Genomic DNA, 23,143 nt, shown 5'->3' with positions numbered 1-23,143 from the left:
TCGGTTCGTAGCCGAGTACTCTATCCAGCTGAGCTATGAGTCCGGTCGGTGCTTTTATACCAGATCACCTCTGGTTGATTCGCCAGCCCGGCTTGCGCCCGACTCGCTGAATAATGGCGGAGAAGGGGGGATTCGAACCCCCGACACCCTTTTGAGGTGTACTCCCTTAGCAGGGGAGCGCCTTCGGCCACTCGGCCACCTCTCCGCAACACGGGGCGCATGATAAACATGTTTTCCCCGTTTGCAAACAAAAATTTGTAGAAAAATTAGTGGCTTGGTTCGTCACCCTTCTCTTTCTGGATACGTTGGTAGATTTCCTCACGGTGCACGGCAACCTCTTTCGGCGCATTGACGCCAATGCGCACCTGGTTACCTTTCACGCCCAACACGGTGACAGTCACATCATCACCGACCATCAGGGTCTCTCCGACCCGGCGAGTCAGAATCAGCATTCCTTTCTCCTCACGGATTACATTTTCAGGACAACAGTCTGCAAAAAAGAAAATGGTGTCAGCTTCCTGCTTGTTCAAGCCTGGAAACCTCCACCCAAGTATTGACCAGCCCGCGCAGAAAGAAAGTTCCCGCCTGCCAGTCAAAAAAACGAAAGGCGCGGAACCAGCCGCGCCTTTCGGATAGATCACTCGCCCTGTCGAGCCGGGGCGTCGAGCTCGAAAGCCGTGTGCAGTGCACGCACGGCCAGCTCCAGGTACTTCTCTTCGATCACCACGGAAACCTTGATCTCGGACGTGGAGATCATCTGGATGTTGATGGTTTCCTTGGCCAGTGCCTCGAACATGCGGCTGGCCACGCCTGCGTGGGAGCGCATGCCGACGCCGACGATGGACACCTTGGCGATGTCGGTGTCGCCGACCACTTCGCGAGCACCCAGCTCGTCCGCAGTCTTCTGCAGGACGCTCAGGGCATTGTTGTAGTCGTTGCGGTGCACGGTGAAGGTGAAATCGGTGGTGTTATCGTGCGCCACGTTCTGCACGATCATGTCGACTTCGATGTTGGCAGCGCTGATCGGGCCGAGAATCTTGAAAGCCACGCCCGGCAGGTCCGGCACGCCACGGATGGTCAGCTTGGCTTCGTCGCGGTTGAAGGCGATGCCGGAAATGATCGGCTGTTCCATGGATTCCTCTTCATCAAGGGTAATGAGGGTGCCCGGCCCCTCCTGGAAGCTGTGCAGGACGCGCAGCGGGACGTTGTACTTGCCGGCGAATTCCACCGAACGGATCTGCAGCACCTTGGAGCCCAGGCTGGCCATTTCCAGCATTTCTTCGAAGGTGATCTTTTCCAGACGCTGGGCCTTGGGCACCACGCGCGGGTCGGTGGTGTAGACGCCATCGACGTCGGTGTAGATCTGGCACTCGTCGGCCTTCAGGGCCGCAGCCAGGGCCACGCCGGTGGTGTCGGAACCGCCACGGCCGAGCGTGGTGATGCTGCCGTGCTCGTCGACACCCTGGAAACCGGCGACGACGACGACACGCCCGGCCTTGAGGTCGGCGCGAATCTTCTGGTCATCGATCTGCAGAATGCGCGCCTTGTTGTAGGCGCTGTCGGTGAGGATGCGCACCTGGCTGCCGGTATAGGACACCGCCGGCACACCACGCTTGATCAGCGCCATGGCCAGCAGAGCGATGGTCACCTGCTCGCCGGTGGACACCATGACATCCAGCTCGCGCGAGACCGGTTCGCCGTCGGTGATCTGTTTGGCCAGATCGATCAGGCGGTTGGTTTCACCGCTCATGGCGGAAACCACCACGACGATGTCGTCACCGTTCTCGCGGAATTTCTTCACCTTGTCGGCCACCTGCTGGATACGCTCGATGGTGCCGACGGAGGTGCCCCCAAACTTCTGTACGATCAAAGCCATTTCAAAAAGCCGCCTGAATCCTCGAAGGGCGCCCATTAAACCCGCATCGGGTCATACTGCCAAGGCCCGCCGGACGCACTGCGGGCCCCGCTTTCTCACTCGTTACGAAGCCTGCTCGACCAGGGTAGCGGCCAGGGCCAGGGCCTCGTCCAGTTTGCCGGCATCGACGCCACCGCCCTGAGCCATGTCCGGACGACCACCGCCCTTGCCGCCCACGGCTGCTGCGGCCTGACGCATCAGGTCACCGGCCTTGAGCTTGCCGGTCAGGTCCTGGGTGACACCGGCGACCAGCACCACTTTCTCGTCGAACACGCCGCCGAGCAGGATCACCGCGCTACCCAGCTTGTTCTTCAGCTGATCGACCAGCGCCAGCAGCGCCTTGCCATCCAGGCCGTCGAGACGCGCCGCCAGCACCTTGGTGCCCTTCACGTCCACCGCCGAGGCAGCCAGGTCGTTGCCCGCCGCGCTGGCGGCCTTGGCCTTGAGCTGTTCCAGCTCCTTCTCCAGCTGACGGTTGCGCTCCAGCAGTGCGGACAGCTTGTCCAGCACGTTGTCGCGATTGCCCTTGACCAGGGAAGCGGCTTCCTTGAGCTGCTCCTCGGCACCGTTCAGGTAGGCCAGCGCTTGCGCGCCGGTGACCGCCTCGATACGGCGCACGCCGGCGGCCACACCGCCTTCGCTGACGATCTTGAACAGGCCGATGTCGCCGGTGCGAGCCACGTGGGTACCACCGCACAGCTCGACGGAGAAGTCGCCGCCCATGCTCAGTACGCGCACCTGGTCACCATACTTCTCGCCGAACAGGGCCATGGCGCCCTTGGCCTTGGCCGTCTCGATATCGGTGATTTCGGTTTCCACCGCCGAGTTCTCGCGCACCACGCGGTTGACGATGTCCTCGAGCTGCTTGAGCTGCTCGGGCTTGATCGCCTCGAAGTGGCTGAAGTCGAAGCGCAGGCGCTGGCTGTTGACCAGCGAGCCCTTCTGCTGCACGTGATCACCGAGCACGATACGCAGGGCTTCGTGCAGCAGGTGGGTGGCGGAGTGGTTCAGTGCCGTGGCCTGGCGCACCTCGGCCTCGACTTCGGCCTTGACGCTGGTGCCGACGTTGAGCCCGCCGCGTACCACCACGCCGTGATGCAGGAAGGCGCCGCCAGCCTTGGTGGTGTCGCGCACGTCGAAGCGCACGCCGGCACCTTCGAGGTAGCCGCAGTCACCGACCTGGCCGCCGGACTCGGCGTAGAACGGGGTCTGATCCAGCACCACCACGCCCTCCTCGCCCTCGGCGAGGCTGTCCACCGCAGCGCCGGCCTTGAACAGGGCAATGATCTGGCCGCTGCCGCTGGTGCCTTCGTAACCGAGGAAATGGGTGTCGGTGTCGACCTTGACCAAGCTGTTGTAATCCATGCCGAAGGCGCTGGCGGAGCGGGCGCGCTCGCGCTGCGCTTCCATCTCGCGCTCGAAGCCTGCTTCGTCCACCGACAGCTCGCGCTCACGGGCGATGTCGGCGGTCAGGTCGACCGGGAAGCCGTAGGTGTCGTACAGCTTGAACACCACGTCGCCGGGAATGACCTTGCCTTTCAGCTCTGCCAGGTCCTGCTCGAGGATCTTCAGGCCCTGCTCCAGGGTCTTGGCGAACTGTTCTTCTTCGGTTTTCAGCACGCGCTCGATGTGCGCCTGCTGCTGCTTGAGCTCGGGGAAGGCCTCGCCCATCTCGGCCACCAGGGCGGCGACGATCTGGTAGAAGAAGCTGCCCTTGGCGCCCAGCTTGTTGCCGTGACGGCAGGCGCGGCGAATGATGCGGCGCAGCACGTAGCCACGGCCTTCGTTGGACGGCGTCACGCCATCGGCGATCAGGAAGCTGCAGGAACGAATGTGGTCAGCCACCACCTTCAGCGACGCCTCGCCGGCGTTGGCGCAGCCGATGGCCTTGGCGGAAGCGGCCAGCAGGTTCTGGAACAGGTCGATCTCGTAGTTCGAGTTGACGTGCTGCAGCACGGCGCTGATGCGCTCCAGGCCCATGCCGGTGTCCACGCTTGGGGCCGGCAGCGGGTGCAGCACGCCATCGGCAGTCCGGTTGAACTGCATGAATACGTTGTTCCAGATCTCGATGTAGCGGTCGCCGTCTTCCTCGGGCGAACCGGGCGGGCCGCCCCAGATGTGCTCGCCATGGTCGAAGAAGATCTCGGTGCACGGACCGCATGGGCCGGTGTCACCCATCGCCCAGAAGTTGTCGGAAGCGTACGGCGCACCCTTGTTGTCGCCGATGCGGATCATCCGTTCGGTGGGAACGCCGACTTCCCTGGTCCAGATGTCGTAGGCCTCGTCATCGGTGGCGTAGACGGTGACCCAGAGCTTTTCCTTGGGCAGCTTCAGCCACTTCTCGGAGGTCAGGAACTCCCAGGCGTAGTGGATGGCATCGCGCTTGAAGTAGTCGCCGAAGCTGAAGTTGCCCAGCATTTCGAAGAACGTGTGGTGGCGCGCGGTGTAGCCGACGTTTTCCAGGTCGTTGTGCTTGCCGCCGGCACGCACGCACTTCTGGCTGGTGGTGGCGCGGGTGTAGGCACGCTTCTCCAGGCCCAGGAAGCAGTCCTTGAACTGGTTCATCCCCGCGTTCGTGAACAGCAGGGTCGGGTCGTTCGCCGGAATCAGCGAGCTGGAAGCGACACGGGTGTGCCCTTTTTCTTCGAAGAAGCTCAGGAAGGCTTCACGGATTTCTGCGCTTTTCATAGGGGTCATCCACGGAATCAGGCGGCCACGGCAGAGCCGGCGAAGCAGACGACGCGAGAACGTGGCGAGCGACGGTCAGGCAAGGCAGGAAACGACAACGCATGCAACGTCGCCCCATCCGTGGTTGCGGATGCCGAACGAGCATTTCGATGCCGTTTCCAACGCAGCATGGCCGAGCGCGGCCGTTGTCACGCAGTCTGCAAAGGGACGCATTATATCGGTCCATTCGCCCGCGGCTAGTGCCTTGTTGATAGCCGACCGCTATGGGCGGTCGGCAGCAGGATCAATGATCACGGAAAGCGGCGAATGCCTCGATCACCCGCTCGACGCCCTCGGAACCGACATCCAGATGGGTAACCAGGCGCAGACGCGGCGCCGCGCTGACGACAATGCGCCGCTCGGCCATGAAGGCGCCGACCTGGCTGGCACGCTCGCCGAGCTGCACGTAGACCATGTTGGTCTGCACCGGCTCGACGCTGTAGCCCAACGCGCGCAGCGCCTCGCCCAGGTGCGCCGCCTTGGCATGGTCCTCGGCCAGGCGCTCGACCTGATGCTGCAGCGCATAGAGGCCGGCCGCCGCCAGCACACCGGCCTGGCGCATGCCGCCGCCGACCATCTTGCGCAGGCGCCGCGCCCTGGCGATCAGCGCGGTGCTGCCGCACAGCACCGAGCCGACCGGCGCCCCGAGGCCCTTGGACAGGCACACCGAGACGGAATCGAAGTGCTGGGTGATCTCGCGCGCCGGCACGCCCAGCTTGACCGCCGCGTTGTACAGGCGGGCGCCATCCAGATGCAGGCTCAGGCCCCGCCGGCGCGTCAGTTCTCGCGCCGCCGCCAGGTAGTCGAGCGGCAACACCTTGCCCTGCATGGTGTTTTCCAGGGCCAGCAGACGCGTGCGGGCGAAATGGAAGTCATCCTGCTTGATCGCTGCCTCGACCCGGCCCAGGTCCAGCGAGCCATCGGCCTCGCCTTCGATCGGCTGCGGCTGGATCGAACCGAGCACGGCGGCGCCGCCACCCTCGTACTTATAGGTGTGCGCCTGCTGGCCGACGATGTACTCGTCTCCGCGCTCGCAGTGCGCCATCAGGCCCAGCAGGTTGCTCATGGTCCCGGTGGGAACGAACAGCGCCGCCTCGAAGCCCAGCTCCTTGGCCAGCCAGGCTTCCAGATGGTTGACGCTGGGGTCTTCACCGTAGACGTCATCGCCCAGTTCGGCGGCCATCATGGCTTCGCGCATGGCGGCGGTGGGTTGGGTGACGGTGTCGCTACGCAGGTCGATCAGGGGCATGGCAGGCTTTCCCGTTCATTGGCGAAAGGGCCATGCTAAAGAGGTCGCGAAGGGGGCCACAAGATACAGTTGGCGCAAAATCCGGCGGAACGGCGAGCGAGCCGACTGTCCTTGCTGACAGTCGGCGTGTGGCCAGAGGGAGAGGCGTATCGCGGCTGAAGCCGCTCCTACGGGATGGGGCGTTGACGCAGGTGCGGCTTCAGCCGCGATGCCACCCGGATATCCAGGCAGATGGCGCGCTGGCTACACCAGGCTGGCACCGTCGTCCGGGACGATGAGGATGCCGGCGCGCAGGCCGTTCTTGACCCTGGGGTTGGGGAAGATGATGCGTGCGCCCTGCTCTTCCACCAGCCAGCGGGTGTCGGCGATGTCCTCGGCGAGCAGATAGCCCGGCTTGAGCTCGGTGAAGTTCTCGATATCCGCAGGCAGGTGCAGCTGGAAGCTGTCGCTGTGCTTGATGATCTCCCGCGACACGGCGAACAGCTGCAAGCCATCCAGGGTCGGTACGCCGCTGACCACCTCACGCCCCTCGATCAGCGCCTGCAAGGCGTTCTCCAGCAGATCGAGATTGACCAGCTGGTTCTGCCCGAACGCACGCGCCTTGCCCAGTTCCAGGGTAAAGGCCTCGGCCCCGAGCTGCGCATAGGTGTAGGCACTGAAGGTGATGGACGGCTTGTTCTGCAGCAGCACGGCCTCGATCCCGGCGGCGCGCAGACGCTCCAACTCTCGTCGCGAATGAGCGCGACCTTCCTGCCAGGGGTAGAGGGCGAACTGCTCGATCTTCGAATCGCGAATCGCGGTATGCAGGTCGTAGTGCAGGCGCGTGCGGCCCGTTTCCTTGCCGAAGAAGGTGGCCGACAGATGCTCCAGGTCGCAGGCACGAATGGCCTCGAAACCACTGGATTGCTCATGGCGACCGCTGAACAGGCGGTTGATGTCCTGCTCGACGAAACGCTCGCCACGGCGCATGGCCTCGGGATTGCCGAACAGGAAGAGAATACGCGCGGCCGGGCGCAGCTCGTTGCGTGCGATACCGCGCAGCAGGCGATCGAGCATCTCGATCGGCGCGGTCTCGTTACCGTGAATACCGGCGGACAGCAGCAGGTCGAGGCCGTTGTCACGCGCCGCTGGCGGGGTCACCTCCAGCGCGCCTTCATCCAGCCAGCGCAGGCGCGTGCCATCGGGGGTCAGTTGAATCTTCGCCGACGGCTCGTGGCCGGCCAGGGTCAGTTCAAGCAGTTTGCCGAGGACCAGCATGGCGACTCCTTGCTTTACAGCACTTCGTGCAGGCGCGAGCGGCAGCCGCGCCTACATGGCTCGACGATCAGTGGTTGCAGTCGGGGCCATGGACATGATCTTCATCATCGTCCACCGGCTCCATTTCCAGCTGCAGGCTGACCAGGTTGGTGGCCTGTGGGCGCAGCAGCAGGTTGGCATACTCGGTATCCCCCTCCTCCACGTCGACGCCGATCAGCAACTGATCGCCAACGGCCTGAACCCAGAGTTCCTTGCCCTGCCAGACCACCGCAAAGCGGGTGCAGGACGTCTCCAGCTGGGTGCCGTCGTTATCTTCGAGAATCAGTTGCAGCGCGTCGCTCATAAAATCTCCGGGGTTGGGGTCAGTTCAGTTGGAAAGGATAGACCGAGCCCAGTTTAAGGATCTGCGTCAGTTCATCCAATGCCGTGCGGCATTCGCCGAGCAATTGCGGATCGGCAAGATCGGCCTCGCTCAGGCGATCGCGATAGTGCTTGTCGACCCAGGCCACCAGGGTGTCATGCAGCGCGTGGCTCATCACCACGCCCGGATTGACCGCCGCCAGCTCCTGCTCCTTGAGCGCCACGCGCAAGCGCAGGCACGCCGGGCCGCCACCATTCTGCATGCTCTGCTTGAGGTCGAACACGCGCACCTCGCGAATCGGCCCGCCGCTGGCGGTCAGTTGCTCGAGGTAGCGCCAGACGCTGGCATTGTTGCGACATTCTTCCGGCACCACCAGCAGCATGCTGCCATCGGCGCGTGTGAGCAGTTGGCTGTTGAACAGGTACGAGCGCACCGCATCCTGCACGCTCACCGCCGAGCCCGGCACGCAGACGGCCTGGAAGTTGCCGCCGCGCCGCGCCAGTTTGTCGCCCAGTTCGGCCAGCACCTTGTCGGTCTCGAGGAAGGCGTCCTGGTGGTAGAACAGCACCTCGCCGTTGCCCACCGCGATCACATCGTTGTGGAACACGCCCTGATCGATCACCGCCGGGTTCTGCTGGGCGTAGACCACGCCTGCGTCACTCAGCCCGTGCAGGCGCGCGACCGCCTGGCTGGCCTCCAGGGTCTGCCGCGCCGGGTAGCGCGCCGGCGCCGGATAGCGCGTATCGAAGGCACTGCGCCCGTAGACGAAGAACTCCACGCCGGCGTCGCCATAGCCCTTGCAGAAACGCGTGTGGTTGGCCGCGCCCTCGTCACCGAACTGCGCCACCGCCGGCAACGCCGGGTGGTGAGCGAAGTGCGCGTCGTTGGCGAACATGGCCTGCAGCACGCGACTGGTGGTCGGGTGCTCGATACTGCGGTGGAACTTGCAGTTGAGGTTGGCAGCGGTGAAGTGCACGCGACCATCGGCCGTGTCGGCACTGGGGCTGACGGTGCAGGAGTTGGCCGTCCACATGCTCGATGCCGAGCAGCTCGCCACCAGCAGCGGCATGGCCTCGCGCGCGGCGCGGGCGATGACCTCGGCGTCGCTGCCGGTAAAGCCCAGGCGCCGCAACGCGCCGACATCCGGGCGCTCCTGCGGGGCCAGCACGCCCTGCTTGAAGCCCATGTCCATCAGCGCCTTCATCTTGGCCAGCCCTTGCTTGGCGGCCTCCCTGGGGCTGGATACCACCTGGCTGTTGCTCTGCGATGCCACGTTGCCGTAGGACAGACCGCCGTAGTTGTGCGTCGGCCCGACCAGGCCGTCGAAGTTCATTTCATAGGCGGACATCACAGGGTCACTCCCGGGGTCAGGGTCGCAGGCAGGGCCAGGGTCTCGCTCTCCAGCGACGCCACCGGGTAAGCGCAGTAGTCGGCCGCATAGTAGGCACTGGCGCGATGGTTGCCGGAGGCGCCGATGCCGCCGAACGGGGCGCTGCTGGCAGCACCCGTGAGCTGCTTGTTCCAGTTGACGATGCCGGCACGGCTATGCAGCCAGAACTGCTCGTAGCGAGCCCGCGAATCGGACAGCAAACCGGCAGCCAGGCCATAGGCCGTCGCATTGGCTTCCTCGATGGCCGCGTCGAAATGGGCGTAGCGGACCACCTGCAGCAACGGGCCGAAGAATTCTTCGTCCGGGCGTTCGGCCACGGCAGTGACATCGACGATGCCGGGCGTCAGCAGCGCCGCATCGGCCTGCGGCTGTGTCATCGCCAGCAGCACGCTGGCGCCCTTGGCTTGCAGATCGGCCTGCGCCTGCATCAGCTGTGCGGCGGCCTGCAGGGAAATCACCGAGCCCATGAAGGGCGCCGGCTGCTCGTCGAAACGCCCCACCCGGATCTGCCCGGCGACCTGCACCAGGCGCGCCAGCAGGGCATCGCCCCAGGCGCCCTGCGGCACCAGCAGACGGCGCGCGCAGGTGCAACGCTGACCCGCGCTGATGAAGGCGGATTGAACGATGGTGTAGACGGCGGCATCGACATCGGCCACCTGATCGACGATCAGCGGGTTGTTGCCGCCCATCTCCAGCGCCAGGATCTTGTCCGGGCGCCCGGCGAACTGCGCGTGCAGCAGGTTGCCGGTGCGGCTGGAGCCGGTGAAGAACAGGCCATCGATACCGGGATGCCCGGCCAGGGCCACGCCGGTTTCACGGCCGCCCTGCAACAGGTTGAGCACGCCTGCCGGCAGACCGGCGTCGATCCAGCATTGCAGGGTCAGCTCGGCCACCTTGGGCGTCAGTTCGCTGGGCTTGAACAGCACACAGTTACCGGCCAGCAGCGCCGGCACGATATGCCCGTTGGGCAGGTGCCCGGGGAAGTTGTACGGACCGAATACCGCCACCACGCCATGCGGCTTGTGCCGCAGCACCGCCGTGGCATCGGCCAGCGGACCACTCTTCTCACCGGTGCGCTCGCGATAGCTCTGGATGGAAATGGCCACCTTGTTGACCATGCTGGTCACCTCGGTGGCGGCCTCCCACAGGGGCTTGCCGGTCTCTTCACCGATCGCCCGCGCCACCTCGTCGGCACGCGTCTTCAGGCAGGCGGCGAAACGCTCCAGCACGGCGATACGCCCGTCCAGCGAATGCGCGGCCCATAGCGAGAAGGCGCCACGCGCGGCGCTGACAGCCGCATCGACCTGTGCGGCAGTGGCACCCTGGCCTTCCCAGACGACGGCCTGGCTGACCGGGTCAAGCGACTGCAGCGGCTCGCCCTGACCGGGCTGCCACTGACCTGCGATGTAATGAGTGTTCATCTTGTTCTACCACTCCCAGCATTCAGCGGCGGCCGTCGAGAGCCACCGCGCAAAACAGAAATCTCAGCCGTGCGCCGCCAGCGGCACGGCGCGCACCTGATCGCCCGCCGACAGGCGCAGACGCTTGGCCGTCAGCGGATCGACCACCAGGGTACCGGCCGCCAGGCGTGCCGGCGCGGCGGTGATGCGGCAGTCCTGGCGCTTGCGGTTGTGCACCAGGAAGGGTTCGGCGTCGTCACCCGGCGTGCCGATGGCCAGCACCAGGTTCTGACTGTCACGCACAGCGCGGATCTTCGCGGTTTCCGCCTCGATGGCCGGCCCGGCATCGAAGATATCGACGTAGCCCTGGTAGCTGAAGCCCTCGGCCTTGAGCATGGCCAGTGCCGGCTCGGTGTCCGGGTGCACGCGACCGATCACGCCGCGCGCGTCCTCGGAGAGGAAGCAGGCGTAGAGCGGGAACTTGGGCATCAGCTCGGCGATGAAGGCCTTGTTGCCGACACCGGTGAGATAGTCCGCCTGGGAGAACTCCATCTTGAAGAAGTGCCGGCCCAGGCTTTCCCAGAACGGCGAACGCCCACGCTCGTCGGACACACCGCGCATCTCGGCGATCACCTTGTCGCCGAACAGCTCGCGGAATTCGGCGATGAACAGAAAGCGCGCCTTCGACAGCAGGCGGCCGTTGAGGCCAGTGCGGTAACCGGCATGCAGGAACAGCGAGCACAGCTCGGAGTTGCCGGTCAGGTCGTTGGCCATGAACAGGGTCGGCACCTGGCGATGGATGTTCAGCTCCTGCGAGGCACTGACGGTCAGGCCCACACGGTAGTTGTACCAGGGCTCGCGCAGGCCCACGGCGCCGGCGACCGCCGAGATGCCCACCACCTTGCCGGCATCGTCCTCGAGCACGAACAGGTAGTCGGCATCGGCCCGTTCGGCCTCGCCGCGAAAGGCCTTCTCCGCCCAGCCGACCCGGTGCGCCAGGCGCGCCTCGTTGGCCGGCAGCGTGGTCAGGCCAGCGCCGGTACTGCGAGCCAGGTCGATCAGGGCCGGCAAGTCGGCACTGCGCACGGGACGAACGATCATAAATCCTCCAGATTCCTCGAGAGTACCGACGGCACCCTCACCCGCCCCGAAGGGCGCCCTCTGCTACCGGAGCAGGGCCTGTTAAACCGCGACCAACCTGACGCTGGCACCTTCACCGACGCCCAGTGCCTCGGCCGCCTCGGCACTGAGCAGCACGGGCTTGCCGGGCACCCAGTCGAGATCGGCGACGATGGCGCGGAAATCCTGCAGCTGGCCGTTGCTCACCAGGTACTGGCGCCCGCCGCCCTCGGCCTCACCGATCTTCACCGGCACCAGGCGGCTCTGCGCGATGCTGCGAATGCCCGAAGTGCGCGCGTGCAAGGTCGGGCCACCGTCGAAGATGTCGATGTAGTGGTCCGTCTCGAAGCCTTCACGCATGAGGATGTCGAAGGTGATCTGCGCACGCGGATGCACCTGGCCCATCGCCTCCTGCGCCTCGTCCGAGAGCAGCGGCACGTAGATGGGGTAATGCGGCATCAGTTCGGCGAGGAAGGTGCGGCTTTTCAGCCCGCACAGGCGCTCGGCCTCGGCGTAGGTCATATCGAAGAAGTTGCGCCCGACCGCATCCCAGAACGGCGAATCACCGCCCTCGTCGCTGTGGCCGACGATCTCCACCACCACCGCGTCGGCGAAGCGCTCCGGGTGGCCGGCCATGAACAGCAGGCGACCGCGCGAATTGAGCTCGGCGAAGGCGCTGCCGACCAGCGGCCGCTCGACGTAGAAGCTGGTGAGCAGGCTGTTGCCGGTCAGGTCGTGACAGAGCGACAGCACGTGGATCTTGTTGTGAATCTTCAGCTCGCGCGAGTTGTGCACGAAGGTTTCGTTGCGAAAGCTGTAGAAGGGTTCGGAATAGCCGGCCGACGCGACGATGCCGGAGCAGCCGACCAGGCGACCGCTCGCGCTGTCTTCGAGCACGAAGAAATAGCTTTCTTCACCGTTGAAGCTGACCTCGGCGGCGAAGGACGCCTCCGAAGCGGCGATCTTGTCGCCCAGCCGACCTGCGTCGTCCGGCAACGAAGTGACCCCCACCGGACTGTCAGCAGCCAGTCGCTGCACATCCGCCAGGTCCGCCATTTGCGCAGGGCGCATCACCAGCATGGGTCACTCCTTCTAAACACAGAATCGTTGCGACAGGCAGGCCGACGACCTGCCCGACGGATCGGCGATGAAACGGGAGGGTCCTGGCCAGCCGCTGTCGCGACCAGCCCCCTCCCGGTATCAGCCCGCAAACACTCAGGCCGCCGGCAGTTTGCTCAGCGCTCGTTCGAAACGCGCCAGGCCTTCCTCGATGTCGGCATCGTCGACCACCAGGCTCGGGGCGAAGCGCACCACATCCGGCCCGGCCTGCAGAATCATCAGGCCTTCGGCCGTGGCGGCGTCGAGCACCTGCTTGGCCTTGCCCTTCCAGGCGTCGTTGAGCACGCAACCGAGCAGCAGGCCCATGCCACGTACCTGCTCGAACAGGCCGTACTGCTTGCCCAGCGCCTCGAGACGGACCTTGAACCGTTCGCTCTTGGCCTGCACGCCGTCCAGGGTCTGGCGGGTATTGACGATATCCAGCACAGCCTCGCCGACCGCACAGGCCAGCGGGTTGCCGCCATAGGTGGTGCCATGGGTGCCGGGAACGAAGTGCTTGGCCAGGTCGGTGGTGGTGAGCATCGCCGCGATGGGGAAACCACCGCCCAGGCTCTTGGCGCTGGACAGGATGTCCGGCACCACGCCGTAGTTCATGTAGGCGAACAGCTCGCCGGTACGGCCCATGCCGCTCTGCACTTCATCGAAGACCAGCAGCGCGTCGTGTGCGTTGCACAGCGCGCGGGCGCCCTCCAGATAAGCCTTGTCCGCCGGCAGCACGCCGCCCTCGCCCTGCACGGGCTCCAGCACCACGGCGCAGGTCTTGTCGGAAATGGCCGCCTTCAGGGCGTCCAGATCGTTGTAGGGGACATGGGTGATGCCCTGGATCTTCGGCCCGAAACCATCGGAATACTTCGGCTGGCCGCCCACGCTGACGGTGAACAGCGTCCGCCCGTGGAAGCTGTTGGTAGCGGCGATGATCTCGTGCTTCTCCGGACCGAAACGGTCATGGGCGACACGCCGGGCCAGCTTGAACGCGGCCTCGTTGGCCTCGGCGCCGGAGTTGCAGAAGAACACGCGCTCGGCGAAGGTCGCCTCGACCAGCTTCTTGCCCAGGCGCAGCGCCGGCTCGTTGGTGAACACGTTGGAGATGTGCCACAGGGTATTGGCCTGCTCGGTCAGAGCCGCGACCAGCGCCGGGTGGCAATGACCCAGCACGTTGACCGCGATGCCGCCGGCGAAGTCGATCAGCTCTCGCCCGCTCTGATCCCAGACTCGCGAACCCAGACCACGCACGGGCACGAAGGCGGCAGGGGCGTAGTTGGGAACCATGAACTGGTCGAAATCGGCGCGTTGCACCGCATCGTGCTGAACGGACATCAAAGCTCTCCTGATGAGAAGTACCAGTCGCAGACCGGCGACAAAGCGCCCGAAACGACAGGGAATGCAAGGATTGTAGGGACTGAAACGGGGGCGGCATTGCCGCCATGCGACAACTTCTTACAGCGCCACCCCGGGTTTTCCGCGGGTTGTCGCCCAAGCGACAGAAAGCATCGGAAAGGCGCAGTTTAATCGCAGATCGTCGCCCGGAGCACGTGGCCGGAAAAAATCTCCGCAGGCTGACCGGCCGGTATCGACATCCTCGCCGGCGTGGCCGCATGAGCACCCGGCAAGCGCCCTGGAGATCGCCCGGATGCCTCCGGGCGAGCGCCCGTGTCAGCCGCGCTCGACCGGGGTGGAGGTCAGCTCGAAGGGGCTGTTGCTGCGGCGCTGGTTGCGATCGTCACGCGGCGTGGCGCCGAAGAAGTTGCGGTAGGCGCTGGAGAAATGCGGCCCCGAGGAGAAACCGCAGGACAGGCCGATCTGGATGATCGACTTGCTGGTCTGCATCAGCAGCTGGCGCGCCTTGTTCAGGCGCAGCTCCAGGTAGTACTGGCTGGGCACGCGATTGAGGTACTGCTTGAAGATGCGCTCCAGCTGCCGACGCGAGACGCAGACATGCTGAGCGATCTCGTCGGTGGTCAGCGGCTCCTCGATGTTGGCCTCCATCAGCAGCACGGCCTGGGTCAGCTTCGGATGGCTGGAGCCGAGGCGATTCTGCAGCGGAATGCGCTGGCGCTCGCCCCCTTCACGGATGCGCTCGACCACCAGCTCCTCGCTCACCGCACCGGCCAGTTCGGCGCCGTGGTCGCGCGCCAGCACCGCCAGCAGCAGGTCGAGCACCGCCAGGCCACCACACGCGGTGAGCCGGTCACGGTCCCAGTCGAACAGGTGACTGGTGGCGATGACCTTGGGGAAACGCTCGGAGAAATCGTCCTGCCAGCGCCAGTGCACCGCCGCACGGTAGCCGTCGAGCAGGCCCAGCTGGGCCAGCGGATAGACCCCGGCGGACAGGCCGCCGATCACGCAGCCACCACGCACCTGCTGCTTGAGCGCAGCGGCCAGGCCGGCAGAAACCTGGGCCGGCGGCGTATCGGCCAGCAGAAACAGCTTGTCCAGGCCATCCAGATGCCCGGCCCAGGGCTCGCCCGGCAGGCGCCAGTCACCCGCGACCAGTGGTTCGGCCTGGAGGAAAACCAGCTCGTACACCACTTCCGGGTGGACGCGCTGGGCGACACGCAAGGCTTCCTCGGCCAGGGACAGGGTCAGGGCCTTGGTGCCGGGCCAGTAGAGAAAGCCGATTCGATGGGGGGTCATGGGTCTATGTTCAGGTTTGCCTTGCACCAGTTCAGGGCGTCTGCAAAAACCGGCAGCGGTCTCGAGCGCACCCTAAAAGGGCAAAGTCTAGCTGCTTATTATTTGAGGCTACCGGAAAGGAACTGCTTGAGACGCTCGGATTGTGGATTGACCAGCACATCCTTCGGGCAACCGCGCTCTTCCACCAGGCCCTTGTGCAGGAATACCAACTGGTTCGACACCTCGCGGGCGAAGCCCATCTCGTGGGTGACCACCACCATGGTGCGACCTTCGGTCGCCAGGTCCTGCATCACCTTGAGCACTTCGCCGACCAGTTCCGGATCGAGTGCCGAGGTCGGTTCGTCGAACAGCATCACCTCCGGCTCCATGGCCAGGGCGCGGGCGATGGCCACGCGCTGCTGTTCGCCGCCAGACATGTGCGCCGGATAGGCATCCTTGCGATGGGCCACGCCCACCTTGGCCAGGTAATGCTCGGCCTTGTCGCGGGCCTCGGCCTTGCTCACGCCGAGCACGTGCACCGGCGCCTCCATCACATTCTCCAGGGCACTCATGTGCGACCACAGGTTGAAATGCTGGAACACCATGGCCAGGCGCGAGCGCATGCGCTGCAACTGCCTGGCATCGGCGGCGCGCAGCGAACCGTCCTTGGCCGGCACCAGCTTCAGCTCTTCGCCGTTGAGCAGGATCTTGCCGGCATGCGGCTGCTCCAGCAGGTTGAGGCAGCGCAGGAAGGTGCTCTTGCCCGAACCACTGGAGCCGATGATGCTGATCACGTCGCCCGCCTTGGCCGACATCGACACGCCCTTGATCACCTCATGGCTGCCGTAGCGCTTGTGCAGGTCCTGAACTTCGAGTTTGTACATGTTCGGGTTCTCTTGAATCGTCATGGCATCAGCCCTTGCGCGGGGCCATGTAGGCCAGCCAGCGGCGCTCGGCCAGCTTGAACAGGCGCACGAGGATGAAGGTCAGCACCAGGTAGAACAGGCCGGCGGTGATGTAGGCCTCGAACGGCAGGTAGTACTGCGAGCTGACGGTCTTGGCAGCGCCGGTGATGTCGATGAGGGTCACCACCGAGGCCAGGCTGGTGGTGTGCAGCATCATGATCACTTCATTGCTGTACTGCGGCAGCGCCCGTCGCAATGCCGACGGCAGCAGGATGCGCCGATACAGCTTGCCGCGCGACATGCCCATGGCCTTGGCCGCCTCGATCTCGCCGTGCGGCGTGGCCTTGAGGCTGCCCGCCAGGATCTCGGCCGTGTAGGCGCTGGTGTTGATGGCGAATGCCAGGCAGGCACAGAAGGTGGCGCTGGACAGGTAGGGCCACATGAAACTCTCGCGCACGGCCTCGAACTGGGCCAGGCCGTAGTACAGCAGGTACAGCTGCACCAGCATCGGCGTGCCACGGATCACGTAGGTGTAGAGCCAGGCCGGAAAGTTGACCAGCGCCTGCTTGGACACCCGCATCACCGCCAGCGGCACCGCCAGCAGCAGGCCCACGGCCAGGGCGATGAGCAGCAGCTTGAGGGTCACCAGCACGCCAGCGAAGTACAGCGGCAGGCTGTCGAGTACCACGTTGTAATCGAAAAGCATGGTGACTCCCTCAGATCTCGGCGGCTTTGACGCCGACCGAATAGCGGCGCTCGAGATAGCGCAATACCAGCAGCGACACGCTCGTGATCACCAGGTACACCGCCGCCGCCAGGAGGATGTAGGTGAACGGCTCACGGGTCGCGTCACCGGCGCTCTTGGCGCGGGCCATCATGTCCTGCAGGCCGACCAGGGAGATCAGCGCAGTGGCCTTGACCAGCACCAGCCAGTTGTTGGTCAGACCGGGAATCGCCAGGCGGATCATCTGCGGCACGAGGATGCGGAAGAACACCCGCAGCGGGCTCATGCCATAGGCCATGCCCGCCTCGCCCTGCCCCTTGGGGATGGCCATGAAGGCACCGCGGAAGGTCTCCGACAGGTAGGCGCCATAGATGAAACCCAGGGTGCCGACACCCGCCACGAAGGGATTGATGTCGATGTAGTCCTCATAGCCCAGCAGCGGGGCGATGCGGTTGACCAGGTCCTGGCCGCCGAAGAAGATCAGCAGGATCAGCACCAGCTCGGGAATCCCACGGATCACCGTGGCGTAGGTCTCGCCCATCAGCGCCAGCCACCTCACCGGCGACAGACGGAAGGCCGCACCGAGCAGGCCGAGCGCGATGGCGACCGCCATCGACAGCAATGCCAGCGACACGGTAAGCCAGGCACCCTCGAGAATGGTCGAGCCGTAGCCTTGAAGCATGCGCCAATACCTCTCAGGCACCACGATGGCGCCATCTAGCACAAAGGAAATTCATGTCGCCCGAGCGACCGACAACGCCTGAGCGCCAGCACGGGCGAGCCGCCAGCCGGTCACTACAGGATGAACCAAGAAAAAAGTGGCACAACCTCCGGGAAGGTTAGTGCCACTTTGTCCATCTGCGATCGCTTACTCGCCGTAAACGTCGAAGTCGAAGTACTTGTCCTGCACGGCCTTGTACTTGCCGTTGGCGCGAATGGCCAGGATGGCAGCACTGATCTTGTCGGCCAGCGCCTTGTCGCCCTTGCGCACGGCGATGCCCTGGCCTTCGCCGAAGTATTTCACGTCGGTGAAGTCCGGGCCGGTGAAGGCGAAGCCCTTGCCGGCATCGGTCTTGAGGAAGCCGTCATCGATGTTCACCGAGTCGGCCAGGGTGGCGTCCAGACGACCGGACTGCATGTCCAGGAAGATTTCGTTCTGCGAGCTGTAACGCACGACCTCGATGCCCGCCGGAGCGAACAGGTCGGTGGCGTAACGGTCGTAGACGGACGAGCGCTGAACGCCGACCTTCTTGCCTTTCAGGTCGACCAGCGGGTCCTTGACCTCGGTGCCGGTCTTCATCGCCAGCTTGGCTGGCGTTGCATAGTACTTGCCGGTGAAATCGACGGATTTCTTCCGGTCTTCGGTGATCGACATGGACGACAGCACGGCGTCGAACTTGCGGACCTTGAGGGCCGGGATCAGGCCATCGAACTCCTGCTCGATCCACTTGCACTCGACCTTCATCTCTTCGCACAGGGCGTTGCCGATGTCGTAGTCGAAGCCGGAGATCTGGCCATCGGGAGTCTTGAATGCGAAGGGAGGGTAAGCCGCTTCGATACCGATGCGCAGCGGTTTCTCGGCCATGGCCAGAGGCGACATCAGGGACAGCGCCAGGGCGCCGAGCAGTGCGATCTTCTTCATTCTTTGCTCCTTCGAATTGGGTATGGCATCGATGGCAGTGAGGGGCCCGGGCCTTGTAAGGATTGTAGAAGGCGGTGCAGCGTCATCCGTGTAGGACGAGCGACGAAAGGGCCTTGGCTGGGTGAGCGGCATTCTAGCGGCAGCCAATGAGGCGATATTTCCTTAATGCGACAAGTAATTACAGAAGCACAGGAAGCGCCCAGGGCAGATATTGACAGCTCGCAAAAGGAGTGATCAAGCAGAAAAGGGTAAACAGATAATCTCAGCAAGACTCAGGCCAGAAACCATCAAACGCCCACGGCATGGGCACTGGAGACGCCGCGCAGTTTTCCCGCACGCCCGCGACGGCACCTTATCGGCGCAGCGGCGTTTCCTATGCGCCCAATCGGGTGCGCGATGTTACCTGTCGGGACAACGGGCGTGCCGACTGCGCCATCGCGCCCTGCCGGCACGCGCGAGCGAACCCGCGCCGCCGTCACTCGCCGGCACGCAGGCTCAGCCGCGCCGTCACGCGATTCTCCTCGGCGCGGTCCAGCCCGGCCTCCTCCACGCGCACGCCCTGCCCCTCCAGTGTCTCGATCCAGCGCAGCAGCTGGGCAAAGGCCACCGGTTGCAGGTTGACCTGCACGGCACCGTAGCCCTCGGCATCCAGGCGCTCGATCACCACGCCCTGCTCCGCAGCCGTTGCCGTGACCAGGCCCTGCAGGCGCTCCGGATCGAGGCTCGCGCGCGGTTGCAGGTCACGCCCGCGCAGCTGTGGCGCGCGGCTCTGCAGGTAGGCATACAGCGCCCGCTGCTCCTCGAACGCGGCACGCGCCGCCTGCGCATGGCGCTGCGCGGGCTGCCACAACGCCAGGTAGAACAGCACCAGCAGCAGGAACAGGCCCAGCGCCAGCAACGCCAGGCGATCACGCGACGGCAGCACCTGCCAGCGCTGCGCCAGGGGTGAACGCTGCCAATGCTGCTGCAACTTCTCGCTCATCGCCATGCCGCTCATCCTCCGATCACCACACGCGCGCTGACGCCCTGCGCCTCACGACTGGCCGAGCCCATCTGCACCGACAGACCCGCCTGCTGCAGGCGCTCGCGCAGCCCTTCCAGTTCGGCGAAGCCGGGCGCCTGCAATTGCAGTGACAGGTCGCCACGCACCGCGCTGTAATCGAGCTGATTGACCTGCACCTGCGGTTCTCCCTCGGCGTACAGCGCGGCAGACACCTCGCCAAGCAGACCGAGCAGCGCGCTGCCTGCGGTCGACGACTGCGCCAGGTGCTGATCCAGCTGCGCCCTCAGGTTGATCAGCTTGCTGTCCTGCGGAAACAGCTCGCGATACAGCGCCTCACTGGAGGCCGCGTAGGCATCGGCCTCACGCTGCAGGTACCAGCCCTGCGCCAGATTGAACCCCCATTGCAACAGCACACAGAGCGCCAGCACGGCCGCCAGCGGGCGCCAGCGCTGCCAACCGTCATCACCCTGGCGCAGCGCGAACGCCCCCTGAGCCAGGTCGATACCGCCGCCCTGCTCGACCAGCCACAGGTGCGCATCCTCGAGCGGGTGCTGCTCATCGTGCGGCTCGGGCGCAGACTGCTCGGCCGTCGCCCTGACCATTCGCGGCTGCGGGCACGCCTCGGCCAGCGCAGACCAGTCGGCGGCCTGTACTGCCAGCCGCCAGGGTGCCTCGCCCCCCAGCACCCAGCGCGACTGCAGCCACAGCAGCTGGCTGCCCTGATGCGGCAGCATGTCGGCATCCATGCGGATCGCCTGCGGCGGTTGCGCGGCGAACAGCGCCAGGCAGTCACGCAGCCAGTCTGCACGCAGCGCATAGACGCGATGACGACCATCGGCCAGTTGCTCGCCCAGCGCCAGATGCATCGATTCGACATCCTCGGCGAGCAGCTCCTCCACCGCGAACGGCAGCGCCTGGCGTACCCAGCGCGCCTTCTGCGTGGGCAATTGCACGGCGCAGGCGGTCACCGCCTCCACCGGCAGCACCAGCTGCCAGTGCGCCGGCAGGTCCGGCAAGGCATCGGCCAGGCTCAGCGTCCGGCTCTCGCCGGGCGTGACCCACTGCACCGGCAATTCCGGCGAGAGTCCCTGGCAGGCCTCGGGCGGCAGAAATATCCATAACGGCTTCATTCTTGTTCTTCCTCAACGGGCTCCGGCGGCATGCCGCCCTGCCCCAGATCACGCGCCAGGACACGAACCTGGCCATCATTGCCGCGCTGCAGCAGGCTGCGCAAGACCACCCTGCGCTCTCCCAGGCTGACCTCGCTGAACACTTCGAAATACTGGCTGCCGACCGCCAGGCCCTGCGCCACCTGCTCCCCCAGCCCGGCAAGCGCAGGCTGGGCAGCGAAGACAGCCGGGCTGGCGTAGCCCTCCGAGCCCCGCGCCGCGATCAGCGACATTGCCGCATCCGGGCTGAGGCCATCGGACAGGGTAGAAAGCAGCATGGCGCTGGCGGTGTTGACGTTGAGCAACGTGCCGCTGGGCAGCGCACTGACGAAGGGCAGCAGGCGGCGATAGTCGGCCTCGTCCATCTCCAGCAACAGGCGCAACTCGGAAACGTCACTGATTTCGCGATTGGCGCTGCGATAAGGCGGTGCAGCCAGGAGGTACTGAGCATCCTCGGCGCCGTTGCCACCCAGCGTCTCGCTGTCGCGATCCAGCCAGTCGAGCAAGCGCTCGGCGTAAGGCTTGCCGATGTCCAGGCGCAGCAACAGACGGCGCAAGCGCATGACCGCCAGCTCGTTGGGCCGGCCCTGACTCACCAGGTTGTTGAGATTGAAGCGGCCGCTGGGGTCGACGATGCGCACACGCAGCTCCCCGCCCTCATCCAGCGGAAAGGGCGGCAATGGCCTGGCCCAGGGTTCCAGCAGGTGGTCCACCGGTTGCCGCGGATCACCCTGGCGCAGATCCCGTTCGAGCATCGCCTTGGCCAGGGTCTCGCCACCCAGCGCGTAGTGCCAGGCCTGGGTCACGTGCATCTGATTGGCGCTGCTGCGGATCGACAGCTGCTGACGGGCGATCAACCCGGCGCAGACCACCGTGACCACAGCCACTACCAGCAGCACAGTGATCAGCGCGACACCCTGCTGCCGCCTCATGACTGCGGTTCCTCGCCCTGCTCGCCTTGCTCCCCCTGCGGCGCCGCCGGCTGCTCCTGCGCCGGCAGATCCGGCAGGCGCAACAGACGCCGCAACTCGCCATAGCGCCGGTGCTGCAGGCGCAGCTCCAGCGCACGCGGCAGCTCGGTGAACGACGCATCGCCAGTGGCATTGGCCGGCGGCCAGTCAGGCTGCCACTGGCCGTCCTTGTCCAGGTAGCGCAGGCTCAGCGACTCGACGCCGTCGAGCGCCTGCTGCACCTGTGGCACGCTGTCCTGGGCACGGTCGAGCACCCGCCAGTAGCGACGCTGCCATTGCTCGCCACTCAGTTGCCAGCGCACCCGCTGCACTTCGGCACGCGGCTGGCCCAGTGGATTGCGCCAGCCGGCACGGCTCAACTCCAGCGCCGTGGCATCGGCCAGGTCGCTGTGCAGCGCCGGCTGCGGGTCGCCAAAGGCATCTCGAATCGGCCGCACCGTGACCTGCCGCAGGTCACGCTCGAACGCCGACAACGCCCGCGTCAGCTCACGGAGCTGACGCTCGTGTTCACGGGTCACGGCATCGGCACTGAGCACGCTGTCGAGCATGCGGTAGGTCGCCAGCCCCAGCAGCGCGAAGATGGCGATGGCGATCAGCAGCTCCAGCAGGGTGAAACCGCGCTGCCCGTACCTCATAGCGGCGCCCCGAGAAAACCGCTGAGGCTGACCACGGCCCGCTCGCGCAGATCACCCCGGGCGCCGCGCTCATCGACCGCGATCCACAGCGTCACGCGGCGCATGGCCGGCTCGCTGGTGGCCTCGATCTCGCTTTGCCACGACCAGCGGCGTCCGGCGAACTCCACCTGGCCCTGATCACGGCCGTCGGCAGGCGGTGTTTCGGCCAGTTGCAACTCCGTCATACGGTTGTCGGCCACCCACATGGCCAGGGTCTTGTCCTCCAGTTGGCTGGCGGTGCGCACGCTGCGCGCACTGGCGGTCAGCACGCTGGCGGCGACCAGGGCGAAGATGGCCAGGGCCACCAGCACCTCGAGCAGGGTGAAGCCTCGTGCCGATTTCATCCGGCACGCCCCGCGCCCAGTTCCTCGACACGCGGCAGCGTGAAGCCGTCGCTGGAGAGCTGCATACGCAGGCCATCACGGCGTCGTTCGGCGAGACGCAGGCGGAACGGGGTCAGCTCGCCACTGGACAGAATCAGCAACTGCGGCACCGCCGCATCCGCCTCGCCCGGCAACGCAGGCTCCTCGCCCTCCAGTTCGAGCGTCAGCTCGGCCCACTCCGGCAGACGATGGGCCTGGCGGTCCAGCGCCTGCCATTCGGCGCGTTGCGAGTCGTAGCGCAGCACACGGTAGCCTTCGCGGGTAAAGCTCAGGCCATACTCGCGGTTATCCAGCACCGCCTCGTCGAGCAGCACGCCGATCAATCCACTGAGGCGCTCGGCCTCGCCACGCAGTTCGCGCGCAGGACCGGCGATGCCCGTGCTGAACACCGCGAGGCCGATCAGGCTGCCGAGAATCACCAGCACCACCAGCAGCTCGATCAGGGTGAAACCGCGCTGGCCATGCGCCACGAGCGCCTGCGCGGTGCGCGTGCGAGGGCGCCAACAGGTGAAGGCCAGCATC

22 protein-coding genes and 1 tRNA gene are annotated in these 23,143 nt (G+C 65.5%); all 23 read right to left on the bottom strand.

What is annotated here, in order from left to right; translation table 11 throughout:
* Positions 1-114: 114 nt before the first annotated feature.
* The 23 genes from E4487_RS12015 to gspH all read right to left on the bottom strand — a co-directional run bounded on the left by E4487_RS12015 (position 115) and on the right by gspH (position 23,142).
* Positions 115-205: transfer RNA gene (locus tag E4487_RS12015), tRNA-Ser, on the bottom strand.
* 61 nt (positions 206-266) lie between these two features.
* Positions 267-452: a carbon storage regulator CsrA gene (gene csrA, locus E4487_RS12010; RefSeq protein ID WP_003244478.1), complete on the bottom strand. Its 186-nt coding sequence runs from the start codon at positions 450-452 to the stop codon at positions 267-269.
* Between the two features lie 185 nt (positions 453-637).
* Positions 638-1,876: an aspartate kinase gene (locus tag E4487_RS12005; RefSeq protein WP_037048406.1), complete on the bottom strand. Its 1,239-nt coding sequence runs from the start codon at positions 1,874-1,876 to the stop codon at positions 638-640.
* A gap of 102 nt (positions 1,877-1,978) precedes the next feature.
* On the bottom strand, positions 1,979-4,603 hold the full coding sequence (gene alaS, locus E4487_RS12000) for an alanine--tRNA ligase (protein WP_175253434.1): 2,625 nt from the start codon (positions 4,601-4,603) through the stop codon (positions 1,979-1,981).
* Between the two features lie 283 nt (positions 4,604-4,886).
* Entirely contained in the window at positions 4,887-5,891 is a 1,005-nt protein-coding gene (gene ltaE / locus E4487_RS11995) for a low-specificity L-threonine aldolase (RefSeq protein ID WP_134676191.1), read from the bottom strand.
* A gap of 243 nt (positions 5,892-6,134) precedes the next feature.
* Positions 6,135-7,148, bottom strand: a complete 1,014-nt coding sequence (gene astE / locus E4487_RS11990) for a succinylglutamate desuccinylase (RefSeq protein ID WP_175253433.1) — start codon at positions 7,146-7,148, stop codon at positions 6,135-6,137.
* A 67-nt stretch (positions 7,149-7,215) separates the two neighbouring features.
* Positions 7,216-7,491, bottom strand: coding sequence for a hypothetical protein (locus tag E4487_RS11985; protein ID WP_037048412.1), 276 nt, complete (start codon positions 7,489-7,491; stop codon positions 7,216-7,218).
* Positions 7,492-7,510: 19 nt separating this feature from the next.
* Positions 7,511-8,857, bottom strand: coding sequence for an N-succinylarginine dihydrolase (gene astB, locus E4487_RS11980; RefSeq protein WP_037048414.1), 1,347 nt, complete (start codon positions 8,855-8,857; stop codon positions 7,511-7,513).
* Positions 8,857-10,320 (bottom strand): succinylglutamate-semialdehyde dehydrogenase, encoded by a 1,464-nt coding sequence (gene astD, locus E4487_RS11975; protein ID WP_175253432.1) that lies wholly within the window; start codon positions 10,318-10,320, stop codon positions 8,857-8,859. Before astD ends, astB begins: the two co-directional genes overlap by 1 nt.
* A gap of 63 nt (positions 10,321-10,383) precedes the next feature.
* On the bottom strand, positions 10,384-11,400 hold the full coding sequence (astA, locus tag E4487_RS11970) for an arginine N-succinyltransferase (protein ID WP_037048419.1): 1,017 nt from the start codon (positions 11,398-11,400) through the stop codon (positions 10,384-10,386).
* A gap of 81 nt (positions 11,401-11,481) precedes the next feature.
* Complete coding sequence (gene aruF, locus E4487_RS11965; RefSeq protein ID WP_150608980.1) at positions 11,482-12,498, bottom strand: arginine/ornithine succinyltransferase subunit alpha; 1,017 nt, start codon at positions 12,496-12,498, stop codon at positions 11,482-11,484.
* Between the two features lie 135 nt (positions 12,499-12,633).
* Entirely contained in the window at positions 12,634-13,854 is a 1,221-nt protein-coding gene (locus tag E4487_RS11960) for an aspartate aminotransferase family protein (RefSeq protein WP_037048432.1), read from the bottom strand.
* 336 nt (positions 13,855-14,190) lie between these two features.
* Positions 14,191-15,171 carry a transcriptional regulator ArgR gene (gene argR / locus E4487_RS11955; RefSeq protein ID WP_037048434.1) on the bottom strand — a complete coding sequence of 327 codons (981 nt, stop codon included), beginning with the start codon at positions 15,169-15,171 and terminating at the stop codon, positions 14,191-14,193.
* Positions 15,172-15,269: 98 nt separating this feature from the next.
* Positions 15,270-16,034, bottom strand: coding sequence for an ABC transporter ATP-binding protein (locus tag E4487_RS11950; RefSeq protein WP_037048436.1), 765 nt, complete (start codon positions 16,032-16,034; stop codon positions 15,270-15,272).
* 28 nt (positions 16,035-16,062) lie between these two features.
* Positions 16,063-16,761, bottom strand: coding sequence for an ABC transporter permease (locus E4487_RS11945; protein ID WP_037048439.1), 699 nt, complete (start codon positions 16,759-16,761; stop codon positions 16,063-16,065).
* 10 nt (positions 16,762-16,771) lie between these two features.
* Entirely contained in the window at positions 16,772-17,461 is a 690-nt protein-coding gene (locus E4487_RS11940) for an ABC transporter permease (protein WP_037048443.1), read from the bottom strand.
* A 186-nt stretch (positions 17,462-17,647) separates the two neighbouring features.
* Positions 17,648-18,421 (bottom strand): ABC transporter substrate-binding protein, encoded by a 774-nt coding sequence (locus E4487_RS11935; protein ID WP_175253431.1) that lies wholly within the window; start codon positions 18,419-18,421, stop codon positions 17,648-17,650.
* A gap of 475 nt (positions 18,422-18,896) precedes the next feature.
* The gene (locus tag E4487_RS11930; protein ID WP_373921517.1) at positions 18,897-19,403 is read right to left on the bottom strand and encodes a type II secretion system protein M; all 507 of its coding nucleotides are present in this window, start codon (positions 19,401-19,403) and stop codon (positions 18,897-18,899) included.
* Between the two features lie 11 nt (positions 19,404-19,414).
* A complete protein-coding gene (gene gspL / locus E4487_RS11925) occupies positions 19,415-20,554 on the bottom strand; it encodes a type II secretion system protein GspL (RefSeq protein WP_175253429.1) in 1,140 nt (379 codons plus the stop codon).
* A complete protein-coding gene (gene gspK, locus E4487_RS11920) occupies positions 20,551-21,525 on the bottom strand; it encodes a type II secretion system minor pseudopilin GspK (RefSeq protein ID WP_175253428.1) in 975 nt (324 codons plus the stop codon). Before gspK ends, gspL begins: the two co-directional genes overlap by 4 nt.
* A complete protein-coding gene (gene gspJ, locus E4487_RS11915) occupies positions 21,522-22,199 on the bottom strand; it encodes a type II secretion system minor pseudopilin GspJ (protein WP_175253427.1) in 678 nt (225 codons plus the stop codon). Before gspJ ends, gspK begins: the two co-directional genes overlap by 4 nt.
* Positions 22,196-22,582: a type II secretion system minor pseudopilin GspI gene (gene gspI, locus E4487_RS11910; RefSeq protein ID WP_175253426.1), complete on the bottom strand. Its 387-nt coding sequence runs from the start codon at positions 22,580-22,582 to the stop codon at positions 22,196-22,198. The genes gspJ and gspI overlap by 4 nt, the downstream gene beginning before the upstream one ends.
* Positions 22,579-23,142, bottom strand: a complete 564-nt coding sequence (gspH, locus tag E4487_RS11905) for a type II secretion system minor pseudopilin GspH (RefSeq protein ID WP_081876436.1) — start codon at positions 23,140-23,142, stop codon at positions 22,579-22,581. The genes gspI and gspH overlap by 4 nt, the downstream gene beginning before the upstream one ends.
* Position 23,143 lies beyond the last annotated feature (1 nt).

This window comes from Pseudomonas sp. BMW13 (genome assembly GCF_013357275.1).
Classification (GTDB): Bacteria; Pseudomonadota; Gammaproteobacteria; order Pseudomonadales; family Pseudomonadaceae; genus Aquipseudomonas; species Aquipseudomonas khazarica.
Note: the sequence above shows the minus strand (reverse complement) of the source record. Positions and strands in the feature narration are given on the sequence as shown.